The following is a 25,758-nucleotide window of genomic DNA, read 5'->3' as shown; positions in this document are numbered from 1 at the left end:
CCGGCGCAGCACACGGCATGCTCCCGCAACGCCCGGCCCCCGGAAAAATCGGGCAGCTTCTCACGCTGTTGTTCCTGCTGCTGGCCTGCCCGCCGGGCGGGGCGCAATACAAGACGCTTGGCCCCGGCAGTTGCGGTCTGGGGCAGAGCAATTGCCATGCGCAGGAGAATGAATGGTGGAAGAATGATGCGCACAAAGTGACGGTGGATGCCTTCTTCGATGATCCGGCGGCATATGAAAAGATCGCACGGCTGGCCGGCGTCAATCCCGCGGAGATGCTGAAGGGCAATCAGAGCTGCATGTCGTGTCACGGCACGGTGATCTCGGGCAGGGAGAGCCGGGAGGTGGAAGAGGGCGTGAGCTGCGAGAGTTGTCATGGCCCGGGCAGCGGCTACAAGGATCCGCACTCGGAGGGCGATCCCAAACTCGGACGCAACCGGCCGGGTTACGTCAAGGCCTTGCGGCGGGGCCTGGTGGAGCTGGCCAACCTCGAGCAACGCGCGGCCACGTGTGTGCGCTGTCATTACATCACGGATCAAAAGCTGCTGGCCGCCGGCCATCCCGACGGTGCGCGCTTCAACTATATCTCCGGCCTGAAGAAAGTGGCCAGACACTGGAAACGCCAGCCCGATCAAACCGAGCTCAACAAGGCGCCCTTTGAACGCGCCATGGCGGGGAAAGGGCCGGTGCTGGCGGTTGCAGCGGTCACCGCCGCGCCGGCCACGGCCCCGCCCGCTCCTCCGCCGCCGGCCGCCAAAACTGGAATGGTCCAAGCAGAGAATCCTCCGGCGACTGCCATGTCACCCGCCCGGATGACTGCGGCGGCAGGCAGAGCCATGCCCGCGGCCGCGCCCATGGCGGCACTGCCCGTGGCACCGGCCGAGACCACGCGCGTGCGGCTGCCGCTCACTTTGCCGCCCTTTCCGGCCGTGAGCGACACTGCCTCGATCGGCGAGATTCTCCTGCTCGTGAAAAAACGTCTGGAGATGCTCTATCAACGCACCGGGCAATGAAGCGGCGCTAGGGGAAAGTCCGGCCCGCCTGCCCTCCAGGCGGGAGCTCGTGAACAGTGACATCCTGCGGCAGCGCCCAGCTTGTATTCTGAATTTTGCATGGGTCGTGCTGCCCTCATCACCTGCGATTGAAATCGCAGGCGCAAAGCTCGAGTCGGCCAAGGCGGGCTCGTCACCCGATTGCCGGGCAGCCACCTTCAGGCTTCAGCTTTGAGTCCGGGAATTTATTCCCGGGCGAAGGGTGGCAAAAAGAGAATGCAAAATTCCGGGGTAGGCACCGGAGCGACAGGGCAAACGAGCAAGCTGCTGTGCGACAGAAACAAGAATCACGTTGAAACTGCAAACAGAAACCGTCATGCCATTCCTGCATGCCAAAAAAAATCAGCCCGCCACCACCGGCGTCAGGCGCATGGAGCAATACCGCGACCGCTGGTCGGCGCTGGGTGCGGCGGCGGGCCTTTTGGGCCTCTCCGAGCGGCTTTCGCCCGGGCGGCTGCGCCAGTTCGAACTTTTTAGCGAGTATGACGAGGCCTTTCTCGAGGAGATCAGCCCCGATGTGGCGATTGCGCGCTGGCAGCCGAACGCCATCTTGTTTGAAGAGGGTGCCTATCTCGACCTGGCGTTTTTCATCGTGCAGGGGACGGTCGAGATTTATTTGCAAAAAGTCCGCAACGGCCATAACCGGCAACCGGCGGCCAATGGCGGAGCAAAGAGCGGCAAAGGCATCGTGTTTCTCTCTTCGGCGGATTTCAACCTGCCGGCCGGCAGCGGGATGACGCTGGGGCCGGGTGAGCTGTTCGGTGAAATCGGTGCGGTCAACGGCTGGCCGCAATCCGTCACGGCGCGCACCGCCACCGAATGTGTGCTGGCGCAAATTCGGGTGCCGGCGCTGCGCCGCATGAAACGCAAATCGCGCAGCCTGAAGGAACGCCTGGACAAAATTTATCGCGAGCGTTCATTGCTGGCCCAGCTCCAAACCACACCATTGCTGCAAGCCTGTGAGGAGAGTTTCCTCAACGCGCTGGCCAGCCGGGTGGAGCTGGTCTCCTGTGAGCCGGGAGAGGTGGTGGCGCGCGCCGGCGAGAAGGCCGGGGCACTTTACCTGGTGCGCTCCGGCTTTCTGAAATTGTCGCAGCCGATGGGCGAAGGCGAAGTCGCGGTCTCCTATCTCGCCAAGGGCATGACACTCGGTGAGGTCGAATTGCTGGTGCCTGACTTCGGGCAATGGCTGTGCACGGCCACTTCGGTCGAGTTCACCGAGCTGATCCAAATCAGCCGCGACGATTTGCAGGCGTTGTTGCGCAAATATCCCGCGGTGCGGCGGCGGCTGTGGGAGAGTGCCGTGGCCCGCATCAAGGAAACCGGCTACAATCGCCGCCATGTTGGCCAGTCGGAATTCATTCACACCGCGCTCGACAAGGGTTTGGTGCAGGGCAGCAGCATGCTGGTGATCGATCTCGTGGCTTGCACGCGCTGCGACGACTGCGTGCGCGGCTGCGCGGAAACCCATGGTGGCCGCCCGCGCTTCGTGCGGGAAGGCGACAAGTACGAAAACTTCCTGATTGCCAAATCCTGCTATCACTGCCATGACCCGGTGTGCCTGATCGGCTGCCCCACCGGCGCCATTCACCGTGCGCGGGTGGGGGAGGTGGTGACGATCACGGACGATCTCTGCATCGGCTGCCGGGCCTGCGCCAACAACTGTCCCTATGATGCGATCATCATGCACGAAACCGGGGAGGTGTGGCCTGCCAACATGCTGCCGGAGATGCTGCGCGGCCAGCCGCGTCTGCTCGCCAGCAAGTGCGACCTGTGCTATCAAAGCAAACATGGCCCGGCCTGTGTGATCAACTGCCCGCACGGTTGCGCCCATCGCGTCGGCAGTGTGGCGGAGTTCCAGCAGTTGCGTGCCCGGAAACGATAGCACACCGTCGTGCTCGCGAAATGTCGCCGCCACCTTTTCACCAGGAGACAGCCGCGCCGCCAGTAACGCCGCCTGGCGGTGAGGGATTTACATTTTGGAAATCCCGCCGGACGGGAACGTAACCAAATTGCCAGCGGGCGCTGGCAAAGTCTGCGCGGCTCGACGAGGATTCACGAATTCGCCGCACGGTCGCGCCGTGGGATGGTATTTGCTGGGCAAAATGATTGCGGTTCTCGTGACGGCCGGCTCGCAGCCGCATGGTGGGCGGACCGCCGGCTTGTTGTGTGGCTTTGCCCTCATCGGGCTGTGTGCAATCTCATCCAGACCAGTGGCTTTTGCAACAACATGATGGTTTGCCAGCGGACGGTGACGAGCTTAATTCAATCAAGATCGCGCATGAGAAGCTTTCGACTGTTGACAGTTCTGCTGGCTGCCAGCCTGGGCCTCACTGCTGCCCAGACGCCCATTCGCATCGTGCGCTGGGAGGATAATTTCGGACTCATCGATCGCGGTGCGGAAAACGGTGTTCAGGTGGGCGACGTGTTCGAGGTCAAGCGGCAGGTGGGGGAGTTGCGCTACTGGGTCGGGCGGGTGGAGGTCACCAAAGTGAGTCCGCGTCAGGCCACGCTCAAAGTTTTGGTGAAGGCTGACAACACCACGATCCAAAAGGGTGATGTGCTCGAGCAACGCAAGAGCGAGTATGACCCGATGCTGGAAAAGCTGAAAAGCGCGCGCGACAATACTTTGCCGCCGGCGCGCAACACGGCGGCAAAGCGCGTGGACAGGGAGAGGGCGGCCCGGGAGGGGCCGCCGCTGCGCTTCAGCCTGATGAGCGGCCTGAGCCAGAACCTGACGCGCAGCTCCGCTTGCTATGGTCTGCGTTTCAACCTGGAGGTCGTCGATGCCAACGACCAGCCGGTGCAAACCATCGACATGACGGCGGCGTTTGCGCGCAGCGCAGCCTTCGAGGGCCTCTTCCTGCTGCCGCTGTCGCGGCATTGGGATTTGAACTTGAATTATGTCTGGTCGCCGTTGCGGCTGAAAGGGCCGATCGCGCGGCAGCTTTTGAATCTCGGGTTGAAGGCGGAGGCCGCGCTGATCAAAATCGGTGCTGGCTGCGATTATCGGCTGCACCCGCGCTGGACGCTGGGCGTGGGGCTGGGCTGGTTTCTGCCGCAGATCACAATCAGCGGCGCCGGCGGTTCCGCCATGCTGAGCGACCGGCGCTGGGGGGCGGCCGCGCATCTCACCCAGCATCTGCTGCTGGGCGAGCGCTTCTGGCTGCAATCCCGGCTGCAGTATCACGCATTCCTGGATGAAGGTCCGGCGATTCATTATGTGACATTTCAAATCGGGCCAAGCTTCGCGATCGGAAGGCGATGAAGACCACCATCAAAACGTGCACCAAATGTCAGTCGCCCTACGATGCCGGTCTGCCGCATGTGTGCGCCGGGGTCAGGGCCTCCGGCAGCCTGCAGGCCCATCCCCGGCCGCAAATCGGCATGGTGATCGACCGGCGCTATCAACTGCACGCCCGGCTGGGCGAGGGCGGCATGGGCAGCGTGTTTCGCGCGCGCCGCATGTTCATCGAAGATTTCGTCGCAATCAAATTCATCCGGCCGGATTTTCTCAGCAACGCAGAAATCCGCCAGCGCTTCTACCAGGAGGCGCAGGTGGCGGCACGCATCAAGCATCCCAATGTGGTGAGCGTGTATGATTTCGGCGAAACCGCCGACGGCCTGGTGTACTTCGTGATGGAGTTTCTCGAAGGCATGTCACTCGGGCAGCGCCTGAGCCGGCACGGCCCGCTGCCGCTCGATCGGGTGCTCGAGCTCGGCACCCAGATTTGCGCCGCGCTCTCCTGCATGCTCGCCAACAACGTCATTCACCGCGACCTCAAGCCCGACAACATCATGCTGGTGAAAGACGAGCACGGCAACGAGATGGTGAAGGTGGTGGATTTCGGCGTCGCCAAGATTCTCGAATCCAACGCGCGCTTGACGCGCTATCAGGCGCGCATCGGCTCACCGGTGTATTCCTCGCCCGAGCAGTATCTCGGGCAGCCGGTGGATCACCGCACCGATCTCTACAGCCTGGGCGTGATCTTTTATGAATCGCTCACCGGCCAGCTCCCCTTCGATGCGCTCAACGAGAGCGAGTTGATCAACGCCATCGTCAACAAGATCCCGCCGCGGCTGGACGAAATACTGACGGGCTTCCCCGTGGGCATGGCGGATTTGGTGCAGCAACTGCTCGCCAAAAATCCGGCTGACCGGCCGGCGAGCGCCGCCGAAGTCGGACGTCGGCTGCAACGGCTGCGGCAGGGCGCGCTCGGCCAGCAGGTCTTTCGCCTGAATCGCAAGGCGGAACGACGGGCAGCGCTGGTGGCCGGGGCTGCCACCGCAGCCAGTCCCATCCCGACCGGCGTTGACGTCGCGTCACCCCATGCGGATAATTCCCCCCTGGCGGCCACCCCCGCACCCGGGAGAAAATCTGCCGGCGGGAACGGAACGAGCAAGCCCGCTGCCGGCCGCCGCGCCAGCCGGCTGCCGCGTGCGGCGCAGTCAACGTTATTGCGTCAGAGCCTGTTCATTACGGCGGTTTTCCTCGTGGCTGCTTCGTTGTTGAGTTGGGCGATTTTGCGCGAGCCGGCCACGCAAAACTTTCTCAGCGAGGCCATGCGCCGGTTGCTGGCGCGGGCCAATCATTTTGTCGAAGCCGGAAACAAAAACACTGCACCCGCAGGCTCTCCCGGGCGTATGTCCGCACCCGCTCCACCTGCACAGAGTGTGGCCGCCGCACCGGCCGGCTCCACCGAGGTTGCCGCTGCGAGCAAGCCGGCCGGCAGGCAAGTGGCTGCTGCCGTGGAAAATCAGAATTCGGCGCCACCCGTGTCACCGCCGGCAACACGGCCGCCGGAGAAGGAAGTGGCAAACGGGGCAGCATCCAGCAACAACATCCTGCCACGTCCGCGCAATGGCCCGCCGCGGAATCTGCTTGTCAGCCGGCAGGCTTTTCGCACATCCGAAACGCCCGCAGAGGAACGGACCACTGTCCGCATTCCGGAGGGCATGGTATTGGTGCAACCCGGTGCGTGGCGCCGCGCGGGCACGGCTGGCACCCCGCAAACCGCAGCGCTCGGTGATTTCATTATTGGCAAATATGAAGTGACCAACCGCGAGTATCTCGCGTTCGTCGAGGCAACCGGCAAACATTTTCCGGAATGGATGGATGCCGGCAGCAAATATCACTACCTCACCGGCAGCGACGGCTTCTACAAACAGCTCGGACCGGCGTTGCACGATCCCGATCATCCCGTGGTGGGCGTTTCGTGGGAGGATGCGGTGGAATACTGCAACTGGCTGTCACAAAACCGCCCGGAGAAATACCGTCTCCCGACGGAAGCGGAGTGGGAGTTTGCAGCGCGCAGCGGCGGGATGGATACGAAATACAGTTGGGGAAACGGGCCGCCACAACTCACACGCGGCGGCAACGTCGCCGATGAAGCCCTGAAAAAGGTTTTTCCCGACTGGCCGGTCATCTGGCGCAATTATGATGACCGCCACGCCTTCACTGCGCCGGTGGGGAAATTTGGCGCGAACGCCCTGGGGATTTACGACATGACCGGCAACGTGTGGGAATGGTGCAGCGGCTGGTTTGCCACTGCCAACGGCCCGGCACAAAATGGCGTGCCAGTGCCTCTGGGTAATGAGCGCGTGATCCGCGGCGGGTCGTGGAGCGACACCCCGGCGCGGCTGCAAATTTCCTATCGCCGTGGCATCGCGCCCTCGTTTCGCAGCAACAACCTCGGCTTTCGGGTGGCTGCGAGCTGGCCGCCGTGAGGCGCTTCACCCCTAGGCAACCAGTGTTGCGCCCGCAACGCCCTCCCCCCTTCCCCAGCGCATCCCCCTGCGCCGTCTGGCGTACCGCGATAAACCTGCACCAGTGTCCTGTCACCTTGAGTGACATATGTGACGGCGGGTGACATTCAGCAAGAGTCCCATGCCAGACAGTGATTCAAACCTCAGGGTCAGGATCAAACCCAAACCATCCGCCCACGAAAACAGAAATCCCACGGAAAAAGCCATTTCGTGGGAGAGAAGCTGTGAGGCCTTGGGCAAACGGGCGAATTTCGCAGTCAGGGCCGCATCACATTCGAAAAAAGTCTTGCTTGATTTCGAACGGAATAACTGGCGGAGTTTTGTGAGCCCGTCATTTATTCCAGCGAACAGCACGCCGGGATGCAGAATTCAGGCAGCACAATTGCGCCGCAGTGCCGGAGGCTTTCACACCAGGCATTGGATTGTTACGCCGGGGGAGCAGCCAACCGAATCAAGGTAACGGCACATTAGCGAGCATTTTCGCCCTCATATCGCCCCAGCACCAGCGTGGCATTGGTGCCGCCAAACCCGAAGGCATTGGAGATCGCATACTGCACCCTGGCCGGCCGCGGCTGATTGGCGACATGATCGAGATCACATTCGGGATCGATGTCGCGCAGATTGATCGTCGGCGGCAGCATTTGATAATGCAACGCCAGCGCTGTGTAGGCCGCTTCCACCGCGCCCGCGGCACCGAGTAAATGGCCGGTCATCGACTTGGTCGAACTGACGGCGACGTTTCGGGTGTGCGCACCGAAGAAGTGACGGATGGCCGCGGCTTCCGCGCGATCGCCCAGCGGCGTTGAGGTCGCATGGGCATTGATGTAGCCGATCTGTTCCTTCTCCAGGCCGGCATCGGCCAGGGCAAAGCGGATTGCTCTGGCGGCGCCGGTGCCGTCGGTGCGCGGCGCTGTGGGATGATACGCATCGGAGGAGGAGCCCGCGCCCAGCAGTTCCGCCCACACCCGCGCGTGGCGCGCCCGGGCATGCTCCTCGCTTTCGAGCACCAACACCCCCGCCCCCTCGCCCATCACAAAGCCATCACGCGCCATATCGAACGGCCGGCTGGCTTCCTGCGGCGGGTCGTTGTGCTTGGAGAGCGCTTTGGCGGCGACGAAACCCGCCACGCCCAGCTCGATCACTGCGGCCTCCGCCCCGCCCACCAACATCACCTCGGCGATGCCTTTGCGAATCATCTCCAGCCCCTCCGCGATGGTGTGCGCGCCGGTGGCACAGGCCGAGACAATGGAAAAATTCGGACCTTGAATACCGTACCGAATGGTGAGAAAACCGGAGGCCATGTTGGCGATCACCGCCGGCACGAAATAGGGTGAGACGCGGCGCGGCCCCTTCTCGATCAGCGCGCGGGTGTTGTTCACAAAGGTTTCCATGCCGCCCATGCCGGAACCGATCAGCAGGCCGGTGCGCTCGTGAGGCAGGCTCTCTGCCGTCAGTCCGGCATCCGCCAGCGCCTTGTCGGCGGCTGCCACCGCAAGATGCACATAGCGATCATAATGCCGGACTTCTTTGACATCCATGTATTCTTCCGGATGAAAGTTTTTCACTTCTCCGGCGATGCGGGTACTCAGGTGGGAGGCATCGAAATGGGTGATCGGGCCGATCCCGGATTGCCCCGCCAGCAGGGCCGACCAGTTCTCTTCAATGGTAAGTCCCAGGGGTGTGACCAGACCCATGCCCGTGATGAAAACACGCCTGCGCTGCAAGGAAGAATGCATGTGGATCTCCGCTGCGTAACAAATCGCATATGCCTCCTGCGTTGAACTAGCTCCGTGCTCGAATGCACCGGCCTGCCGCTGCCGGACAGTGGCGGAAAATAAGCTTTTATCCCCTAAACGTCAACACAGATTCTGGTGCGCTGCTTGGACGGGAGCGCAGCGCCGCAGCTTGTCGCGGTTGGTGGGCAAAGACACAATGTCCGGCGCCGGCAGCCCGCATGAGCGCGTGCCGAAAGCCGGCCAATCCGCAGGAAAAACAAGGCCAATTTTCCCCCGGCCACTTACGCACTTTTGACAGCAGGCGGGTACGATAACCACGATAGCATTGTCAGCAGGCGGGAACGCCTGTCGGGGGCAAGGGTGCAGCCGGACGGAAGCCGGCGAACAGAGGCGGGGGCCGCGACTGCGATTGTCAGAAACATACAACGAACCAGGGCCAAAAACTTTCTGCGAAGGCACGAAATTGTTGGTATCTCCTGGCGACAATGAAAGGGCGTGAGCCTTCGGCAAGGAGAGAAATCGGCGGACACCCAGAATGCCTCCGCCAACAGGGGCGGGCTGCTCGCGCAGCCCCAGGGGCGACAGCAGTGGCCGAAGGGACAGTGCGTTGTCCGTGGTGACTGGACGTCATGACGAGCCGCAGCTCCGTCTGCACCAACCTGTGTGTGCGGCAAAACGCGCGCGGGCCGGGCAGGCGAGCGGGCGGGCCGCAATGGGCAACAGGGATTTGCACTTTTCAGGGTAGTTGCTCACCTCCTCCCGTGGGATGAAAGCCGAAAAGGCAACCCCGATTGAGCCCCATCCGGACGGGTTTGATTCCGACCGCACGCCACCAATCTCCACGACTAACAGACACGGCGAGCCCCCCAGCGAGTTTATGCGCGCCTGTGCACACGGATATGATTACACCAGCTTCGCAGCGGCGACCGCGGTGATGCCCGCCGGCGATTTGCCCGAAATCAGTTTAGATCCGTCATGCTGCCGTGACACAAATTTTTCTGGAGGTTTCCATCATGATTCAGCTTACATCTCGGCTTTCCTTCTCAGGGCGCAGCACTGACGCTTCGCCCCGGGGATGGTTGGCGATGCGCATCGCGCTCTGCAGCCTGCTGGCGTTACTCGCCGGCGTGCAGGAAACGCAGGCGCAGATGCCGTTTCACGGCGGGCGCGGCCCCACCTTCGTGCGTTCCGCCTGGAACCTGGAGCCGGGCTATCTGACCCTCTACACCCACACGCGGTTTTACGGCAAGGTGGTCAATGTGCCGCCTTCCAATCCCACCGCCGATACCACTGCCGTGGCCTATTGGAACGTGCAGGGGGGAGCGGCTTTGAATTACGGCATCAGCCGTCATTTCGAACTGTCCGTGGTGCCGATGATCTATCAGGACACCAACCGCCGCGGCAAGGCCTTCAACATCCCCGATGACATCTTTCTGCGCTTGAAGATCGCTTCTCTGGGCCAGCGCGGCGCTGCCATGAGCTACGGTCTGGAACTGGGCACGCGCCTGCCCACCGCCAAGATACACAACCTGCCCTTTGAGCCCTATTCCGCCGGCAAGGTGAGCTTTGGCGCCACCGCCCTGGTGTCCTTTGCCCGCGATCCGCTTTATCCCGAAGATGGCTTCAGCGCCCACTTCAATCTCGGCTACTGGAATCACAACGATGTCGGGCAAATCCCCTCCAGCGAAGCGCCGAAGGTCGTGGTCGAAAAGATGACGCAGGAATTCCTCTACGGCGCGGCCATGATTCTGCCTTCGGAAAAGTTCAATTTCCGTTTCGAGCTGTTGGGCAGTGCCTTCATCACCGCGCCTCCCACCACCGCCTTCAGCCGCCGCGCGGTCATGTATCTCACACCCGGCGTCTCCTACAAACCCTATCGCTGGATGACGCTCGATGCCAGCTCGGATTTGCGGGTGTCCGGCGGCGCCGCACCCGCGCCCAACGAAGCCAGGCTGTTTACCCTGCCGCGCTACTCCGCCTGGCGTGTCAGCCTGGGGATGCGCATCACCCTGCTGCCCACTTCCCTCTATTCCATGAGCGAACGCGACCTGCTCATGCGCAAGGCGGAAAGCCGGCGCGAGCTGTTCGAGCAGATCATCAAGGAGCAGCGTGAGACGGAATCCGCCGAGGCGGAATTGGAGCGCATCAAAGAAGAACGCCGCAAGGCCGAGCGGGAACTGGAACGGTTGCGCCGCATTCTCGAAGGTGAAGCCCGCCGCCAGCAACAGGAAGGCCAGAACGGCGACGACGGCGCCGTCCCGCCACGCTGACCACAGATCTGTGCACGGCGGATCGCGGATCACAGCGGTTGCAAAACAAATCCCCCGGCATGGCCCGCCCTGGGGCAGTGCCGGGGGATTTTCATTCCCGCCGCAGTGTTCCCCGCCGGCCCCGCCCGCTGCACCGGCCGGTGGCGTCGCCGTCACGCCTGCAGCAGCCACACCGTTGCAATATCAGCCGAAGCACTCATGCAGGGCAAAGTCACCGGCAATTAATTCCCACCCTGCCGGTGCACCCGCACTGACAAAATCTTGATCTCGGGCTGCGGCTGCGATTGTTCATTCACCGGCGCGTTGCAGATTTTGTCCACCACCTCCATCCCCTTTACCACCTGGCCAAACACCGTGTGCTTGCCGTTCAGCCAGGGAGTGTCCACCTGATTGATGAAAAATTGCGATCCATTGGTGTTGGGACCGGCATTGGCCATGGCCAGCGAACCGCGCACCGCCTTGTGGGAACTTTTGGTGCTGTCATACTGATAGCCCGCGGCCTGATACAACTCCATGAGCGACATCTGACTCAGCCGGGTCATCTCCGCCTCGACCTGCTCGCGCTTGGCATCGAGATCAGCCTGCGAGCGGATACCCAACTTCTGCGCAAGCTGCATTTGGTAGCGTTGCACCTCGTTTTGCAGGGAAAATTGCGCCTCCGTGAGTTTGATCTTGTCGAGACCGAGCCCAACGGCGTCGATCTCATCTTCGAAGCGGTAGCCCGGATCGCCGCTGCCGGTGCCGAGCGGGCAGCCGCCCTGCATCATGAAATTTTTGATGACGCGGTGAAATTTCAGGCCGTCGTAGAACGGGCGTTTGACCATCTGGCCGGTCTGGGGATCCTTGAATTCCTTGGTGCCCTCCGCCAGCCCGATAAAATTGGCGACGGTCTTGGGTGCCTCCTTTTCGAAAAGTTCGAGGTAGATATCACCGGCGGTGGTTTTCATCACGACCACGGGGTCCATTTCGTCCTCCAGGGGTTTGTCGTACTTGATTGTTTCCTGACAGCCAACCGTCGAGACCATCGCCAACACCAGTATCATGCGACTGATCATTGCCAACTCCATTTTTGGGTGGGGAACTTCGCATTCCGGCCCGTCGTGGCCGGAGACCGGTCGAACCGCAGCCTTCACAAGCATATTGGGCTGCACCGACAAAATGCAAAGTACGCATCTGTTGTTTGCCCTGCAAGCTTTAGTTTTGACCGGCGCGGGATTGTCCGGCGGGCACGGCGGCAGAAAAACATGCCGCCGGCATCCGGCACAGCGATGTTTGAACGTGAATTTGGCATGCTGGCTTGCTATTCTCTGGAAGAAAGGCCGTGCTCACAAAACAACTTCAGTCATTCCGCTCGAAGTCAAGCCAGACTTTTTTCGAATGAGGAAGACACGCTGGCTGCAAAATTCGCCCGTTTGCCCAGGGCCTCACAGCTTCTCTCCCACGAAAATGGGCTGCCACGAAACGGCTTTTTCCGTGGGATTTCTATTTTCTTTCGTGGGGGGATTTTTGGAGTTGGTCTTGACATCGAGGGTTGAATCTCTGCCTTGCTATGAACAGAACCTCCCGAGCGGAACTGTCGGGGTCTTCCCTCCTCTTATCTCAACGCAGCGCCAATAAACCGTTCCAGCGGCGCGAACGGTTTATAGCTGCGCCCTCAAAATGCAAGCTCAGGAGTGGCTGGTGGAATTTACCACTTTTGTAGCAGACCTTTCAGGGTCGGAGCCTGAAGGCACTACCACTTGATTCACTCCACCAGGCAGACATTGCCGCTCACGCCATTCAACCCTTGCCTTTGCCTGTCAAAATCGTGATATTGTCGCCGATTTTAGCGTGCAAATCTTCCAACCGGATGATGGAGAGCGACATGTCCAAGCTTGACCGGTTTCTGTGGTGGTGGCTCGCTGTGTTTTGCCTGTTGGGAATGAGCAGCGCCCCCATGCGGGCCGCGGAAACACGTTCCCTGCAAATCATTCATACGGCCGGGGACTTTCGTGCCGGCGGGCAGCAGCCCGGCCTGCAACTCACCAGGCTTGTGCTCATGCTTTCTCCCGATGCCCGGCACGCCACTTATGTTTCGCCCCCGATCGCAAGCCCGTTCCCATTCAATGCCATTGGCCCGCACTGGCTGGCAGCAATCCCCGCCGGTGCGGCGCTGCAGGTGGCGGTGCGCGTGAGTGCCGACGGCGAGCACTGGGGTGACTGGTTGCCGGTGCCTGCGGAGGAAGAAGTGATCGCGGCTGTCACCGAGGATGGCCGGCCCAATCCCTTTGCGGGCGACCAGCCCGGCGCGCTGGTTTTTGTTGATCCGCGCAGCCGCTGGGTGCAATACCGGCTGACGCTTTCCGGCAACACGCCACAGGTCGAACGCATGTGTCTGCAGCTCATCAATTCAATGGAAGGTCCCACCATACCCGACCGCGGGCAGCCGGAGGAAGGCGCTGTATCACCCGCCAAACCCGGCAGCGTGCCCAAGCCGCGCATCTACAAGCGTGCGGAATGGGGCGCGCGGCCGCCGAGCATGGCCTATCAATACACCACCGCCAAACACCTGGGCTTTCATCACACCGCCGGTGTTTCCGACTTCACGGTCGGCAGTTACACAGACTGTGCCGCCCGTGTGCGCGCGATTCAGGCCTATCATATGGATACCAACGGCTGGATCGACATTGGCTACAACTACACCATCTGCAAACACGGCCACATCTTTCAGGCGCGCGAAGATGACAACGATGCCACCGACGTGCGCGGTGCGCATGATGGCTACAATGCCGGCAGCATGGGGGTTTCCGCACTGGGATATTTCCATCCGCCCTACAATCATCAACCCACGCCCGAACTGATGCATGCCCTCCATTCCCTGCTGGCGTGGAAATGCGATGAGCGCGGCATCGATCCCAAGGGCGCGAGCCTGTATGCGGCCTACGGCGCGGTGCGCGATCACATCTACGGCCACCGGGAAGTGGGCGCCACCGCCTGTCCGGGCGACATTCTGTTCGCGCGCAAGGCTGCGATTCGCGATTCGGTGGCGTACATCATCGGCCAGTTTGCCACCAGCGTGGCGGAATCCCCGGCGCCTGCTTCCTATCAGCTCCTGCAATGCCATCCCAATCCGTATGCGCCGGCGGGTGGCGCCGCGGCAATGATGATCCGCATTTTCCTGCCAAATGCAGAGGTTGCCACGCTTGCCGTCTACAATCTGCTGGGCCGGCGTGTGCGGCTGCTGCATGATCACCTGCTGCCGGCGGGACAGAATCTCTGGCGTTGGAATGGGCGCGATGATGAAGGCCGGCTGCAGCCGGCGGGCGTTTACCTGGTGCGCTTGCACACCGCGACGCAAACACGACAGACGAAGATTTTGCTGGTGAAGTGAAATGGCGGCCGGCAGGGGAAGCCACAAATTGCCACTCCCCCGGGGAGTGGCACTGACTGGGCTTTCCGTGATTGGTCAAATTGCTGTGATCCTCCTGCGAAATGGCCGGAACGCGAGTCTATCATTCCCATCTCCTCTGCACCGGCAGCGTTTGGATGATGCGTTTCGATTGGAAGGGAAGGGTTGAATCTATGTCGTGCGCGCGGCTGAGGGGCGTGCCGGGATGGTGCCGCGCAAGCCGGCTTTTCGGCAGCAATTCACCTGCGAAATCTGGAACGGCCCGGCCGTGGCATGAAGCCTCACGGGGCGCGGAAGCAGGCTAGTGCACTGTTACTCTCATTTGTAGGAGTCCTCTCTCGCAATGTCATTCAGAAGGAATCTTGTGAGTTACTTGGTGCCGTGCTCAAGTTTTCACAAGATCCTTCCAGGATGACAGGGGAGGGCTATACATTTCAAGGTAACAGACCACTAGAGCCCGGCCGGGGTTGACTGTCGTAATTTGGGCAAAAAGCAACCGCGCACACCGGCAAGCACACACGCACAGGAACGTCGCGCCCTAGAGCTCCTGCCATTCTTCCACGGAAACTCCGGCCTCGCGGATTATCTTGCGCAACAAGCCAACGCTGGCACCTCTGCTGACGTGCACGGGAATAAGAATGATTTCGCGCTGCGGTGAATCGTAACACGGCATTCACGCCAAAAGCAAATTGTTTGAACACAGAGAGAAGCTGATTGGCACTGATTGTTGGATCTCCTCCCCATTTGCGGCAAGAGTTTGGTGATCTGCAAAACCGCCCGGATGCTTGCAAACTTTGGAAGCGCAAATTTGATCCGAGTCAAGAGCACCCGGCCGGTGCTTTGTTGATGGGACTGAGCGGATCATTCCAGCACTGGGCAGGAAACCGGAAGCCTGACTTATTGCTCGTTCTCCAAAATTATGGGTGCTCCCAAGAAAATGCCGGTCACCGGCTGCCAGCCTGCCGGCAGACAGGATGTCTGTGCGACGTTGTCATCGTGCAGGAGGTGCAAGCGCGCATGACAGTTGTGCCTTCAAAATCCCGGCGGCCGTGAGGATTTTTTGAACCGCCAAGCCGCCCAGGACGCAAAGCGATACCAGCCTGGCGTCCGTCGCGACTTCGCGGTTCAAATTTAGCACGAGCATGCCTGCCGGCAGACAAGAGATCTGCGCGACATTTTCATCCCGATGGTGCCCCATGCGGGCAAGGCAAATTCCTCATCAAGACACTTTCTGGCTGTTGCCGGTGCCATGATGGTGAAATCGTCCCTGCCGGCGCGGCCTACCGGCCGTAGAGAGCCTTCCATTCCTCCTCGAACTCACTTCCCGGCACCCAGCGCGGCTGTTCCGCCGCATTTGCAACTTTGAGCGCGGCTGCAAAGAAAACGCGCACATCGCGCTCGCAACCGGAAAGATCCCAGAGGTCATTCACCTCGTCCTCCACGCGATGATAGTGCGCATCATGGTACGCCCGGGGATCAACGGCGGGCGGCCGCAGATATTGCTTGCCGGGGTTGAGATAAAGCGCCGGGATGCCGGCCTTCGCGAAGTTGACCTGATCCGAGCGATAGAAGCTGCCGGCATTGGGATCGGGATCGCCGCGCACCGTCAGGGGCTGCGACTGACCGGTGGAATCAACGACCGTGTACTGGCTGGCAGCCGTGCGCAGCGCCTCGCCCAGCGTGCTCATGTCCAATCCAATCGCGGCAATGTCGCTGGTCAAGCCAAAGATTTGCGGCATGTCGACGTTGAAGTTCGCCACGAAGCGTGCGAGTGCAAACGGCGGGTTGGCGGTGAACCACTGGCTGCCCAACAAACCACTTTCTTCGGCGGCGCAGGCGAGCATCAAAAGCGACCGCCGCGGCCGCGGCGACAGAGCGGCAAAGGCGCGACCGAGATGGATGAGACCGGCAGTGCCCACGGCATTATCCCAGGCACCGTTGTAAATTTTGTCTACACCGGGCAAATCGTCATTCCGGCCGAGATGATCGTAATGCGCCGAAAACACGATCACCTGCTCCTTGAGCTGCGGGTCGCTGCCCTCCAGCATGCCGATGACATTTTTGGTTTCGACTTTGCGAATGGTGGTTTCGAGGTGGGCGCTCACGCGCACGCCGGTATCCACCGGTTTGAAGGCACGGCTGGCCGCCTGGGCGAACAAGCCGGCGAGCGTGGTGCCCATGAGTTGCGCGATGCGTTCCGCCGTGGCTTGATCAAGCCAGCCCAGCAGGTCCACCTGATGGCCGCTGTTGGGCAAGTCGAGTGCGAAATGTTCTTCCGCGCCACTGTGCTGCACGACATTGAAGCCGTAACTGGCGGATTCAGTGGTGTGAATCATGAACGCGCCGGCGGCGCCGTGTTTCATCGCCTGCTCGAACTTGTAGGTCCAGCGGCCGTAGTAGGTGCGGGTTTCGCCCTGAAACAGGGCCATGCCGTTCTCCGTCACCGGCGGATCGTTGTTGAGAAACAGCAACACCTTGCCGGCCACCGGCGCGCCCTTGAAATCGTCCCAATCGTGTTCGGGGGCTTCCACACCATAGCCCACGAACAGCAGCGGCGCCTGGTGCAGATCCACCACCGGTTTTTGCGCGCTCGACCAGTAGGTCAGCGTTGAGTCGGAAATATAGTCCAGCTCGCCGGTGGGATGGGAAAGGCTGAGGGTTGAGCGGGCGGCATCTTTCTTCATGCCCACCAGGCGCACGCTCTGGAAGTAGCTGCCATTCACCGGCGCCAGCCCGACTTGTTTGAAACGGGTGGCGAGATAGGCTGCGGCTTTTTCACCGCCCGGGGTTCCGGGCGCGCGGCCCTCCATGTCATCCGCTGACAGGGCGCGGGTGTCCGCGAGAATCTCATCCTTTGAAATCAGATTGGCGGCTTCGGACTCGGAGACCGCCTGCCGGCCGCAAGCCGCCAGGCCAAAAGACAACGCCAGCACCCAGAGGCAGTGACGACGCATGCATTCCTCCAAATTGGTCGAGTGAATTACAGGGGCTTGTGGTGTGCGAAATGTGCCGATGATAAGTGTTTTTGCCGGAAAATGCAAAAGATATGTGACGGGAAAATTGCCGCATGCTCGGGGCGGAAGCGGCTGCTTCCCCGCGTGATGCCTCAGTTACGTGGCGGGCTCCGCGCCGAGATCATCTCATCTGCCGGCTGGCTGGCAGCCTGCGCGACGGCATTTGGGCGGTGATTTGGGGACACAGATGCACGCTAATTCCCGCTGATTTTGGGGATCTGCGTTCGTCGGCGAGACTCTGGGTTCCGAAAATTTTCGCGACTATGATCGTTTTCCCGCGTAATTTGCCATGCCGGCTGCGCCAGCCTCATGATGAAAATGAACTTTCGTAATCGTGCCTTTGGGCGCCGGTATTTTCGCGGTGATTCCTGATGCCTGCGCGCGTGCGCTGAGCGGATGGCATTTGGTGCACAGCCCTGATCTGAGCCTGACGCTTTCTGCGCGACGCCGGCACCAATACAATGGCCTTGCAAGTGGCGGAAATCGACCGTATCTTGACAGCGTTCAATGCAGCGCGTGTCGCGTGGGTGCCGGGCGGTGAGGGCAAGCTTCTGCCGGCCGATCGCCCGGGTTCGACCGCTGTTTAAAGAACCGGTTAAGCATAGCGCGGTCATAGCTGCAACCCAATCTGTCAACCGCTCAGCCGCAAAGCGCACGAAGGATTCCCTGGTGTTCTCATGCTTTTGCGTGCAATCATGCGTTGCGATCATTCCTCATTCGCTGTATGCCCTTTTTCATCAGTGTGAGATTCCAGTTCAATGAGAACCCAGGGCGGCAGTTGCCTCATTTCAAGCAGGTCGGTAGCTGGGCCTCGTGAATTGGTGGCAGTTTTTGATACAACTTGCGAGGCGACTGTCAGTGCGGTAGCCGGCAGCAATCTGCTGCTCGTCATGCAGAATCGGTGGCGATACTTCGCCATCCCCTCGCAAACCGCGCTCGCGCAGTCTTTGGGCAGAACACGGTGGGCAGACTGACCCCAAAGCGTGAAGCCAGCCATGCCGTTCTCTTTGCGTGATTGGCGCGCTCGGCGCTTCAAAAAATCTTCGCGATTGTGATGGTTTTGCCAAGATGATACTATTAATGAGCAAAACCGACCCGGGCGCCGTCACAGAAATCGTTGCGGAAATTCAGCAGCCCTTCGACAAGAGCTCCAAAGCATTCTCATAACCATCAATTTGCAAGGATCCAAAATGTCATCTTCCGAGATCCACAATGTGATCATCATCGGCACCGGCCCCTCGGGTTACACCGCCGCGCTGTACACCGCGCGCGCGAATCTCGCGCCGCTGGTGTTTGCCGGGCCGGAACCCGGTGGCCAGCTCACCCTCACCACGCTGGTCGAAAACTTCCCCGGCTTTCCCGAGGGTGTCCTGGGGCCGGAGTTGATGGAGAATATGCGCAAGCAGGCCGAGCGCTTTGGCGCCCGGCTGGTTCATGACACGGTCGATCGCGTGAATTTCAAAACCCACCCGTTCGAGATTTATGTCGGCGAAAAAGCCTATCGCGCCCAAACCGTGATCATTTCCTCCGGTGCTTCGGCGAAGTTGCTGGGGCTGCCCGCGGAGCGCAAACTGCTGGGCCACGGCGTTTCCACCTGCGCCACCTGTGACGGTGCCTTCTTCCGCAATCAGGAGGTGATTGTGGTGGGCGGCGGCGACACCGCGATGGAGGATGCCAATTTCATCACCAAATTCGCCAGCAAGGTCTATCTGGTGCATCGCCGCGACAAGCTGCGCGCCTCCAAGATCATGCAGGAACGGACCTTCAAGAATCCCAAAATCAGCATCATCTGGGACAGCGTGATCACCGAGATTCACGAGGTGGCGCAGAATACCGTGACCGGCGTGACGCTGCAGAACGTCAAAACCGGCAAGACCACCGCGATGCCGATTGCCGGTGTGTTCGTCGCGATCGGCCACAAGCCCAACACCGAATTTCTGCAGGGCCAGGTGGAGATCGACGAGGTCGGCTACATCAAACTCAAATCCCGCACGATGACGAGCGTCGCGGGCGTGTTTGCCGCCGGCGACGTGGTCGATCCCTACTACCGCCAGGCCATCACCGCGGCCGGCATGGGCTGCCAGGCGGCAATGGACGTGGAAAAGTATTTGGAAGCCCACGGGCATTGACGGTATCATCCTCAACCAGCGTTGCTGTCGGGATCCGGCAATGATCAAACTCAACCTGCGCTGGCTGGTGCAGGCGCTGGCGCTGCTGGCGGGCATCGCCTGCTTCAGCACTTTGTTTGATTCCAGCAAGGCGCTGTTGCACCAGCCCACCGGTGAAACGATTGCCGCCGTGCTGGGATGGTTCCTGCTGTTTTGTCTCAGCTTTTTCGTGTTGCTGTTCACCAGTTATTTGAAGCAACGCGCCAATTTCACCCTGCGCCGCCGGCTGGCCGGCTTCGAGCGTCTGGTGCACCTGCTGCATCTTGCAGACTACCGCGAGCGCACGGACCTCCCGGAGGCCGAGGCCCGCCGGCGGCCGGACGATTCCACCGCATGATCCTCGGGGCCCACCTTTCCATTGCCGGCGGTCTGTCCTTGGCGCCGGCGCGTGCCCGCGCAATTGGCGGGGAGGCGTTGCAAATCTTCTCACGCAATCAAAGACAATGGCGTGCCCGGCCCCTGGGCGCGGCGCAAGCCGCCGGTTTCTGCCAGGCGGTAAAAGCTGCCGGGTTGCGTGCGCTGTGCACTCACGCGAGCTATCTCATCAACCTCGCGGCGCCCGAAGCCGGGCTTTGGCAAAAATCCATTCGCACGCTCGCCGACGAGCTGGCACGGGCGGAGCGTCTGGGCATTGCATTCGTCGTGGTACATCCGGGCGCGCACAAGGGTCGCGGCCGGGAGGCCGGCTGGCAGCGCGTGGCCGCCGCGGTCAGCGAGGCCTTCGACCGCAGTGCCACCCGCCGCGTGCGGCTGTTGTTGGAAAACACCGCCGGCCAGGGCAGTTATCTCGGCAGCACCCTGGAGGAACTGGCAATGGGTTTGGCGCTGGCCGGCCGGCGGGTGGGCATTTGTTTGGATACCTGCCATTTGTTTGCAGCGGGTTATGATTTTTCCAGCGCGGCCGCCTATCGCAGGCTGCGCCGCCGGATTGCGGCGACCGTCGGCTTGTCGCGCGTGCAGGTTCTCCACTTGAATGATTCCGCCAAACCGCCGGGCAGCCACCTCGATCAGCACGCCGGCATTGGCCGGGGGCTGATCGGTGCCGCAGCTTTCGCCTTTTGGGTGAACGATCCCGCCTGGGCAAACACGCCGGGCATTTTGGAAACACCGGGCGGCGAACGGAACTATCGGCGGGAAGTGCGGCTGCTGCGCGCCATGAACACAGCGGCAGGCACGGTGCCCGCAGCCAACCCTTGAAAATCCCGCGGGCGTGTCATACATTTGCGCCGCCGCCATGAAACAAAGTCGCGGCGGCGCCGCGTCAGGCATTGACGCATGAACCTCCACCCATCGGAAGTAACAGAGGAGATGATGTCATATGGCTGCTGATCAAGCCCGCAAAATTCAGGAGTTCGAGTACAAGGCGGAGATGAAGCAATTGCTCCATCTGATCGTGCACTCGCTGTACACGCACCCTGAAATCTTTCTGCGCGAGTTGATCTCCAACGCTTCGGATGCGCTCAACAAGATCCGGTTCCGCCTGCTCACCGACCGCAATGTGCTGGACCCCGATGCCGATCTGAAAATCACCGTCACGCTGGATGCCAAAGAACACACTTTTGCCATCACCGACACCGGCATCGGCATGACACGCGAAGACCTGATCGACAAAATCGGGACGGTGGCCAGCTCCGGCACGCTGGAGTTCCTGCAGAAAGTGCAGCAGGAAAATCGCACGCTCGACGGCAATCTGATTGGCCGGTTTGGCGTCGGTTTCTATTCGGTGTTCATGGTGGCCGAGGAGGTGACGATCGAAACCCGCCATGCGGATCCCGATTCGAAGGGCTGGCGCTGGCGTTCCGGCGGCGAGGGCACCTTCACCATCGAGGAAATCGACAAGCCGAACCGCGGCACCCACATCTCCTTCAAGCTGCGCGAGCAGGCGAAGGAATTCAGCGAGGAATACACGGTCAGGCGCATCATCAACAAATACTCCAATTTTGTCGACTTCCCCATTTACCTCGGCAAGGAAAAGGTCAACACGGTCGCCGCGCTCTGGCACAAGCCCAAGGAACAGGTGCGCGAGGAGGAGTTGATCGAGTTTTACAAGTTCATCAGCAACGACTACAATCCGCCGCTCGGCCATCTGCATCTGGCGGTTGAAGGCGCAGTGACATTCAACGCGCTGGTCTTCATCCCCGAAACCGCACCGCCGCTGTGGTTTCGCGATCCCCACGAACGCTCCCTGCACCTCTATTCCAACAAAGTTTTCATTCAGGATGACTGCAAAGAGCTGCTGCCGGACTATTTGCGCTTTGTGAAGGGTGTGGTCGACACGGCCGACCTGCCGCTCAACGTCTCGCGCGAGCTCACGCAAAGCAGCCCGGCGATGGCGAAAATCCGCGACATCCTCACCAAAAAAATTCTGGCCTTCCTCGCGGACTGGGCGAAACAGGAGAAGCCGAAATTCGACAGGTTCTATCGCAATTTTGGCCCGTTCTTCAAGACCGGCGTCAACACCGACTACGCCAATCGCGACAAGATCATCGAGCTGCTGCGCTATGAATCGACCCGGCTGGAGCGCGGCGAGCTGACCGGTCTGCGCGATTATGTCAGCCGCATGAAACCCGAACAAAAGGCGATCTACTATCTCTCCGGCGAGAGCCGCGAGGCGGTCGAAAAAAATCCCAAGCTCGAATATTTCCGCAAGCACGCGATCGAAGTGCTGTTGCTCACCGACCCGGTGGATCTGTTTGTGCTGCCTGCGCTCCATGAATATGACAAGAAGCCCCTGCTTTCCATCGACAAGGCGGACCTGGAACTCGCCGGCGATCAGGCCGGCGAACAGGAAGCGTTGAGCGGTGATCTGGCGAAATCACTGCTCACGGTTTTCCGTGAAACGCTGGGGGACAAGGTGGAGGACGTGGTGGCGTCGAAGCGGCTGGTCAACTCGCCGGTGACGCTGGTGGCGGGCAAAAACGGCCTGGACAGCCAGATGGAAAAGATGATGAAGCTGATGGACCAGAACTACACTGCTGCCAAACGCATCCTGGAAGTCAACCTGTCCCATCCGCTCATCAAGAATCTTTCGCGGCGCAATCTCAGCAGCCCGACCGATCCGATCCTGCGCAAGAGCATCCTGCAGTTGTATGAAGGCGCCTTGCTGCTGGAGGGCACCATGCCCTCGCCGGCTGACTTCGTGAATCGCATGAACGAGTTGCTGGAAGAAGCCACGAAATGAGTTTTGCCTGAGGCGCGCGAGGTTTGCCCGGTTGGCGGGCGCCGGGCGTCATGGCCACGACAAAATCCCACGACCGCGCCGTGTCAAACCGGCGGCCGTGGGATTTTGTTTTTGGCGGCATCTGTGTTGCGGTGCGAACTTGTAGGTTTTGCCTGGAGCGCGGGGCGGCCCGGCGGCAGGCGGATCAGTCGAACCCGAAACGGGCAGCGGTGTTGCGCCAGTTGGGCGAGTGGCGAATGTGAACCTCGACGCGGCGGTTCATCATGCGGCCCTCCGGCAGGCGGTTGTCTGCCAGTGGTTCTTCTTCGCCCAAACCGATGTAGGTCATGCGCTCGGGGCTGATGCCGAAGGAGGCCAGCATGTCAAACACGGTTTTGGCGCGGCGGATCGAGAGCCAGCGATTGTTGAGCTGGTCGCCGATGGCATCGGTGTGGCCCTTGAGCAGACAGGTCGCTTCCGGATCCGCCTCCAGCTTGGCGGCAATCAGCCGCAGCTTTTTGCGCAACTGGCGGGAATGGCTGCTGAATTGATGTTCGGCAAAGCCGAACAGAAAAATTGGAATGCGCTCGATGCCGACTTCATTGGCCAACCGGGTGCGATGGCGAATGGCGAGGCGGCGCTGCGGCGAAGTGGCGGTCTGGCCGAGCGCATCGCGCAGCGTTAGGGTGAAAAAGCCGGACTGCGGCCACCCTGCGTTGTCGCTGCCGCGCGGCAGGGGGATCGCCTCGACGGCGGTGGCGGCTTTGGGGTGTTGCTGCACCAGGGCATGCTGCCATTCCCAAAACACCGTGTCCGGCATTTCTGCGTTGCCTGCGAGCACCTCCACCGTGTCCTGTTGATCATTCATCAGGGTGATTTGCCAGGCTGCCAGACCGGCTTCGGCAACGGAGTATTTGGTGACGAAAGCACACCGTGGCGGCTGCGCCTCGACTTCTTTTTTGGTGACCAGCAACGGCCCCAGGATTTGCTGCTCGAACGGCGGCGGCGCGCTAATCTCGACGCGCTGCCATTCTTCCTGGCGCGGCAGACTGGGCAGCGCATGGCTGCGCGCCGGCCGTTGGGGCGGGGCAATCACCACCTGCTCCGGCAGCACCTGCAGACTGTCGACCAGATAATTCTTCACCGCCCGGGCGCGGCCAAGCGCGAGGCTGCGCCAGTCCGCCTCATAAGGCGGCCCCGAGCTGTAGCCGGTGAGGGTGATCACCGCCGTGCGATTCTGCGCCAGGCGCGCCGCCATGATGTTCAGCAGGTTGCGATAGGCGGCATTGATCTCGGTGACGTTGGCCATGACGAACACGTGCTGCTGCGGGCTGAGCAGGTCATAACGATTCTCCGGCAGCCGGCTTTGCGACTGCGGGAAGAACAGGCGCGGAATGAGCGGCAATTCCTCCAGAACATTGCGCAGCTCGATGATTTCCACGCTGTCGATCGTGGCAAAAATTTCCGGCACCAGCCGGGGCATGTTGTTCACGCGCAGATGCACGGGCAGGTGATGCACATGGCCGGGCGCCCGCGCCGTGATGATGAAGGGGTAATCGCCGGGTTGCAATTTCCCCGGCGCTTCGAGCGCGAGAATCACGGTCTCGATGCCGCGCACCGTGCTTTGCGAGAGGCGCGGCCGCAAAGGCGGCGGCAATTCGCGCACCTCGAGCTGCACCGGTTTGGTGAAATTTTCCCGGCGCACGAGATTGAGATTGTACAGGGGGGTGTCATCGGGCAGGACCACCCGGGAAGGCGGAAAAGCCTGCAAATAGAAAGGCGCCTCCGGCTCGGCGGCCGGCGGATTGAGCCACGGCACCGCCAGCTTCACGCCCAGCTCATGCGAGCCGGAGCTGAGCAGGCCGAGATCGCTGGTGGGCAGGTGAAAGCTGTAGAGCAGGGCCGCGGCGGGCGGCAGAAGCAGTTCGCCTTCGAACACCGCATTCTCCGCGCCGTAGCCCAGCCGCAGGCGGCCCAGGCGCTTAGCAAAAACTTCAGCGCCAAACGCGGGTTGCCATTGCTGCCGGTGATAGGCGATGCCCAAATCGAAGCGGCCAAAGCGATGATCGAAGGTGGCGCCCAGTGCTGCCTGCGCCGGCAGGAGGTATCGTTCCCCGGCGCGCGCGAGATTGGGCCGGTTGAAGTGATAAACCGAAGCGCCGAGCAGGACGGTCTCGTGCACGCGCGCGAGCAGACCAAGACCGGGATCGAAAATCAATGGCCCGCCGGTGCGGCGAAAAACCGGATCATCAGCATCCACCAAGTCGAATTTTCCGCGATCGTATGCCTGCCAGCGCACGGCCAGATCGCCGCCGAGCGCCAGTTTCTCGTGGAGGGCACAGGCGGCGAGCAAGCCCAGACGATTCTCGCTGAACAGGGGCGCGCTGAAGTGGCGCAGATGCAAACCCGCGCCAAATGCGGTGCCGCCCAGCCCGGGCCAGGTGACGGCCAGGTGGGAGGCTTTCAGAGCAAAGGCGTTGTCTGCAATCGCGCCGGGGTAGATGAGCTGCAAGCCGAGATAGGCCTGCCCGGCCAGCAGCGCGGTGGCGGCGGGATTGGCGAAAACTATGCGGCTGTCTTGCAGGGTCGAGGGATTGCGTGGATCAGCAAGCTGGGCAGTGGCGGTCTGGGCAAGCAACAGCAGGCCGGCCAGGAGTGGCCAGTGCTTGTGGAGGTGGTTTCGCATTCTTATGCCGGGAAAAGGTCGTGGTGTCTGTCGGAAAACGTCACAAGCTCGGTTGTTTCGGGGCTTCCAAAGCTCACATATCACCAAAACGCCGGGGCTTTGCTGCGACGGCCGGGTCCTGGCAGGAGCATTCTCCCACATGCACAATACCGGAGGACGCCATAGGGTATGCCATGAGAATGACGCGGCCTGAGAATAAATTCCCAGGCAAAAGCTGGAACCGCCTGAAAGCGGCTGCCCACCAATGGGGTGACAAGCCGGCTTTGAGTCTGCGATTCCAATCGCAGGCCCACTTTTCAAACAACAAGCCTCCGCACCACAAAAATCATACAAGCCACCAGAGATTTTCCCGCATGCTCGTGGTGAGTTGCCTGGTTAAAAAATCTTCGCTCACCCCCCTTTTTTAAATCTGCCATGGCTTGGCCGTGGCATTCCTGCTGAAAGCATCCGCAGAATCGCAAGATCAAGCCACGGTCAAACCGTGGCGGAACGGTGATTCTTGGTGAAACCTCTGCGGT

Annotated in this window: 14 protein-coding genes; 10 read left to right on the top strand and 4 right to left on the bottom strand. The window is 61.1% G+C overall.

Annotated elements, in window-relative coordinates; all coding sequences use genetic code 11:
* Nucleotides 1-17: 17 nt before the first annotated feature.
* The 4 genes from ONB52_11560 (at nt 18) to ONB52_11545 (ending at nt 6,779) form a co-directional block, all read left to right on the top strand.
* On the top strand, nt 18-1,013 hold the full coding sequence (locus ONB52_11560) for a multiheme c-type cytochrome (protein MDZ7416775.1): 996 nt from the start codon (nt 18-20) through the stop codon (nt 1,011-1,013).
* A 355-nt stretch (nt 1,014-1,368) separates the two neighbouring features.
* On the top strand, nt 1,369-2,937 hold the full coding sequence (locus ONB52_11555; GenBank protein ID MDZ7416774.1) for a cyclic nucleotide-binding domain-containing protein: 1,569 nt from the start codon (nt 1,369-1,371) through the stop codon (nt 2,935-2,937).
* Nucleotides 2,938-3,333: 396 nt separating this feature from the next.
* On the top strand, nt 3,334-4,320 hold the full coding sequence (locus tag ONB52_11550; GenBank protein ID MDZ7416773.1) for a hypothetical protein: 987 nt from the start codon (nt 3,334-3,336) through the stop codon (nt 4,318-4,320).
* Entirely contained in the window at nt 4,317-6,779 is a 2,463-nt protein-coding gene (locus ONB52_11545) for an SUMF1/EgtB/PvdO family nonheme iron enzyme (protein ID MDZ7416772.1), read from the top strand. The genes ONB52_11550 and ONB52_11545 overlap by 4 nt, the downstream gene beginning before the upstream one ends.
* Nucleotides 6,780-7,285: 506 nt before the next feature.
* Here the strand turns inward: ONB52_11545 and fabF are convergent.
* Entirely contained in the window at nt 7,286-8,542 is a 1,257-nt protein-coding gene (gene fabF / locus ONB52_11540) for a beta-ketoacyl-ACP synthase II (GenBank protein ID MDZ7416771.1), read from the bottom strand.
* Between the two features lie 1,097 nt (nt 8,543-9,639).
* Between fabF and ONB52_11535 the strand changes: the two genes are divergently transcribed.
* On the top strand, nt 9,640-10,824 hold the full coding sequence (locus tag ONB52_11535; protein ID MDZ7416770.1) for a hypothetical protein: 1,185 nt from the start codon (nt 9,640-9,642) through the stop codon (nt 10,822-10,824).
* Nucleotides 10,825-11,045: 221 nt separating this feature from the next.
* Here ONB52_11535 and ONB52_11530 read toward each other — a convergent pair whose 3' ends face one another.
* On the bottom strand, nt 11,046-11,771 hold the full coding sequence (locus tag ONB52_11530; protein ID MDZ7416769.1) for a peptidylprolyl isomerase: 726 nt from the start codon (nt 11,769-11,771) through the stop codon (nt 11,046-11,048).
* A gap of 917 nt (nt 11,772-12,688) precedes the next feature.
* Here ONB52_11530 and ONB52_11525 point away from each other — a divergent pair.
* On the top strand, nt 12,689-14,194 hold the full coding sequence (locus tag ONB52_11525) for an N-acetylmuramoyl-L-alanine amidase (protein MDZ7416768.1): 1,506 nt from the start codon (nt 12,689-12,691) through the stop codon (nt 14,192-14,194).
* A gap of 1,298 nt (nt 14,195-15,492) precedes the next feature.
* Here ONB52_11525 and ONB52_11520 read toward each other — a convergent pair.
* Nucleotides 15,493-17,166 carry a M28 family peptidase gene (locus tag ONB52_11520; GenBank protein ID MDZ7416767.1) on the bottom strand — a complete coding sequence of 558 codons (1,674 nt, stop codon included), beginning with the start codon at nt 17,164-17,166 and terminating at the stop codon, nt 15,493-15,495.
* Between the two features lie 1,250 nt (nt 17,167-18,416).
* On the opposite strand from ONB52_11520, the gene trxB reads away from it, so the two are divergent.
* The 4 genes from trxB to htpG all read left to right on the top strand — a co-directional run bounded on the left by trxB (nt 18,417) and on the right by htpG (nt 22,575).
* The gene (trxB, locus tag ONB52_11515; GenBank protein ID MDZ7416766.1) at nt 18,417-19,355 is read left to right on the top strand and encodes a thioredoxin-disulfide reductase; all 939 of its coding nucleotides are present in this window, start codon (nt 18,417-18,419) and stop codon (nt 19,353-19,355) included.
* A 40-nt stretch (nt 19,356-19,395) separates the two neighbouring features.
* On the top strand, nt 19,396-19,731 hold the full coding sequence (locus ONB52_11510) for a hypothetical protein (GenBank protein MDZ7416765.1): 336 nt from the start codon (nt 19,396-19,398) through the stop codon (nt 19,729-19,731).
* The gene (locus tag ONB52_11505; protein MDZ7416764.1) at nt 19,728-20,591 is read left to right on the top strand and encodes a deoxyribonuclease IV; all 864 of its coding nucleotides are present in this window, start codon (nt 19,728-19,730) and stop codon (nt 20,589-20,591) included. The genes ONB52_11510 and ONB52_11505 overlap by 4 nt, the downstream gene beginning before the upstream one ends.
* Before the next feature lie 121 nt (nt 20,592-20,712).
* Nucleotides 20,713-22,575, top strand: coding sequence for a molecular chaperone HtpG (gene htpG, locus ONB52_11500; GenBank protein MDZ7416763.1), 1,863 nt, complete (start codon nt 20,713-20,715; stop codon nt 22,573-22,575).
* A 184-nt stretch (nt 22,576-22,759) separates the two neighbouring features.
* On the opposite strand, the gene ONB52_11495 is transcribed toward htpG, so the two are convergent.
* Complete coding sequence (locus tag ONB52_11495) at nt 22,760-25,240, bottom strand: OmpA family protein (GenBank protein ID MDZ7416762.1); 2,481 nt, start codon at nt 25,238-25,240, stop codon at nt 22,760-22,762.
* Between the last annotated feature and the right edge of the window lie 518 nt (nt 25,241-25,758).

This window comes from candidate division KSB1 bacterium, assembly GCA_034506255.1.
In the GTDB taxonomy this organism is placed as follows: Bacteria; Zhuqueibacterota; Zhuqueibacteria; order Zhuqueibacterales; family Zhuqueibacteraceae; genus Coneutiohabitans; species Coneutiohabitans thermophilus.
The sequence above is the reverse complement of the archived record's forward strand: the minus strand, read 5'-3'. Positions and strand labels throughout refer to the sequence as shown.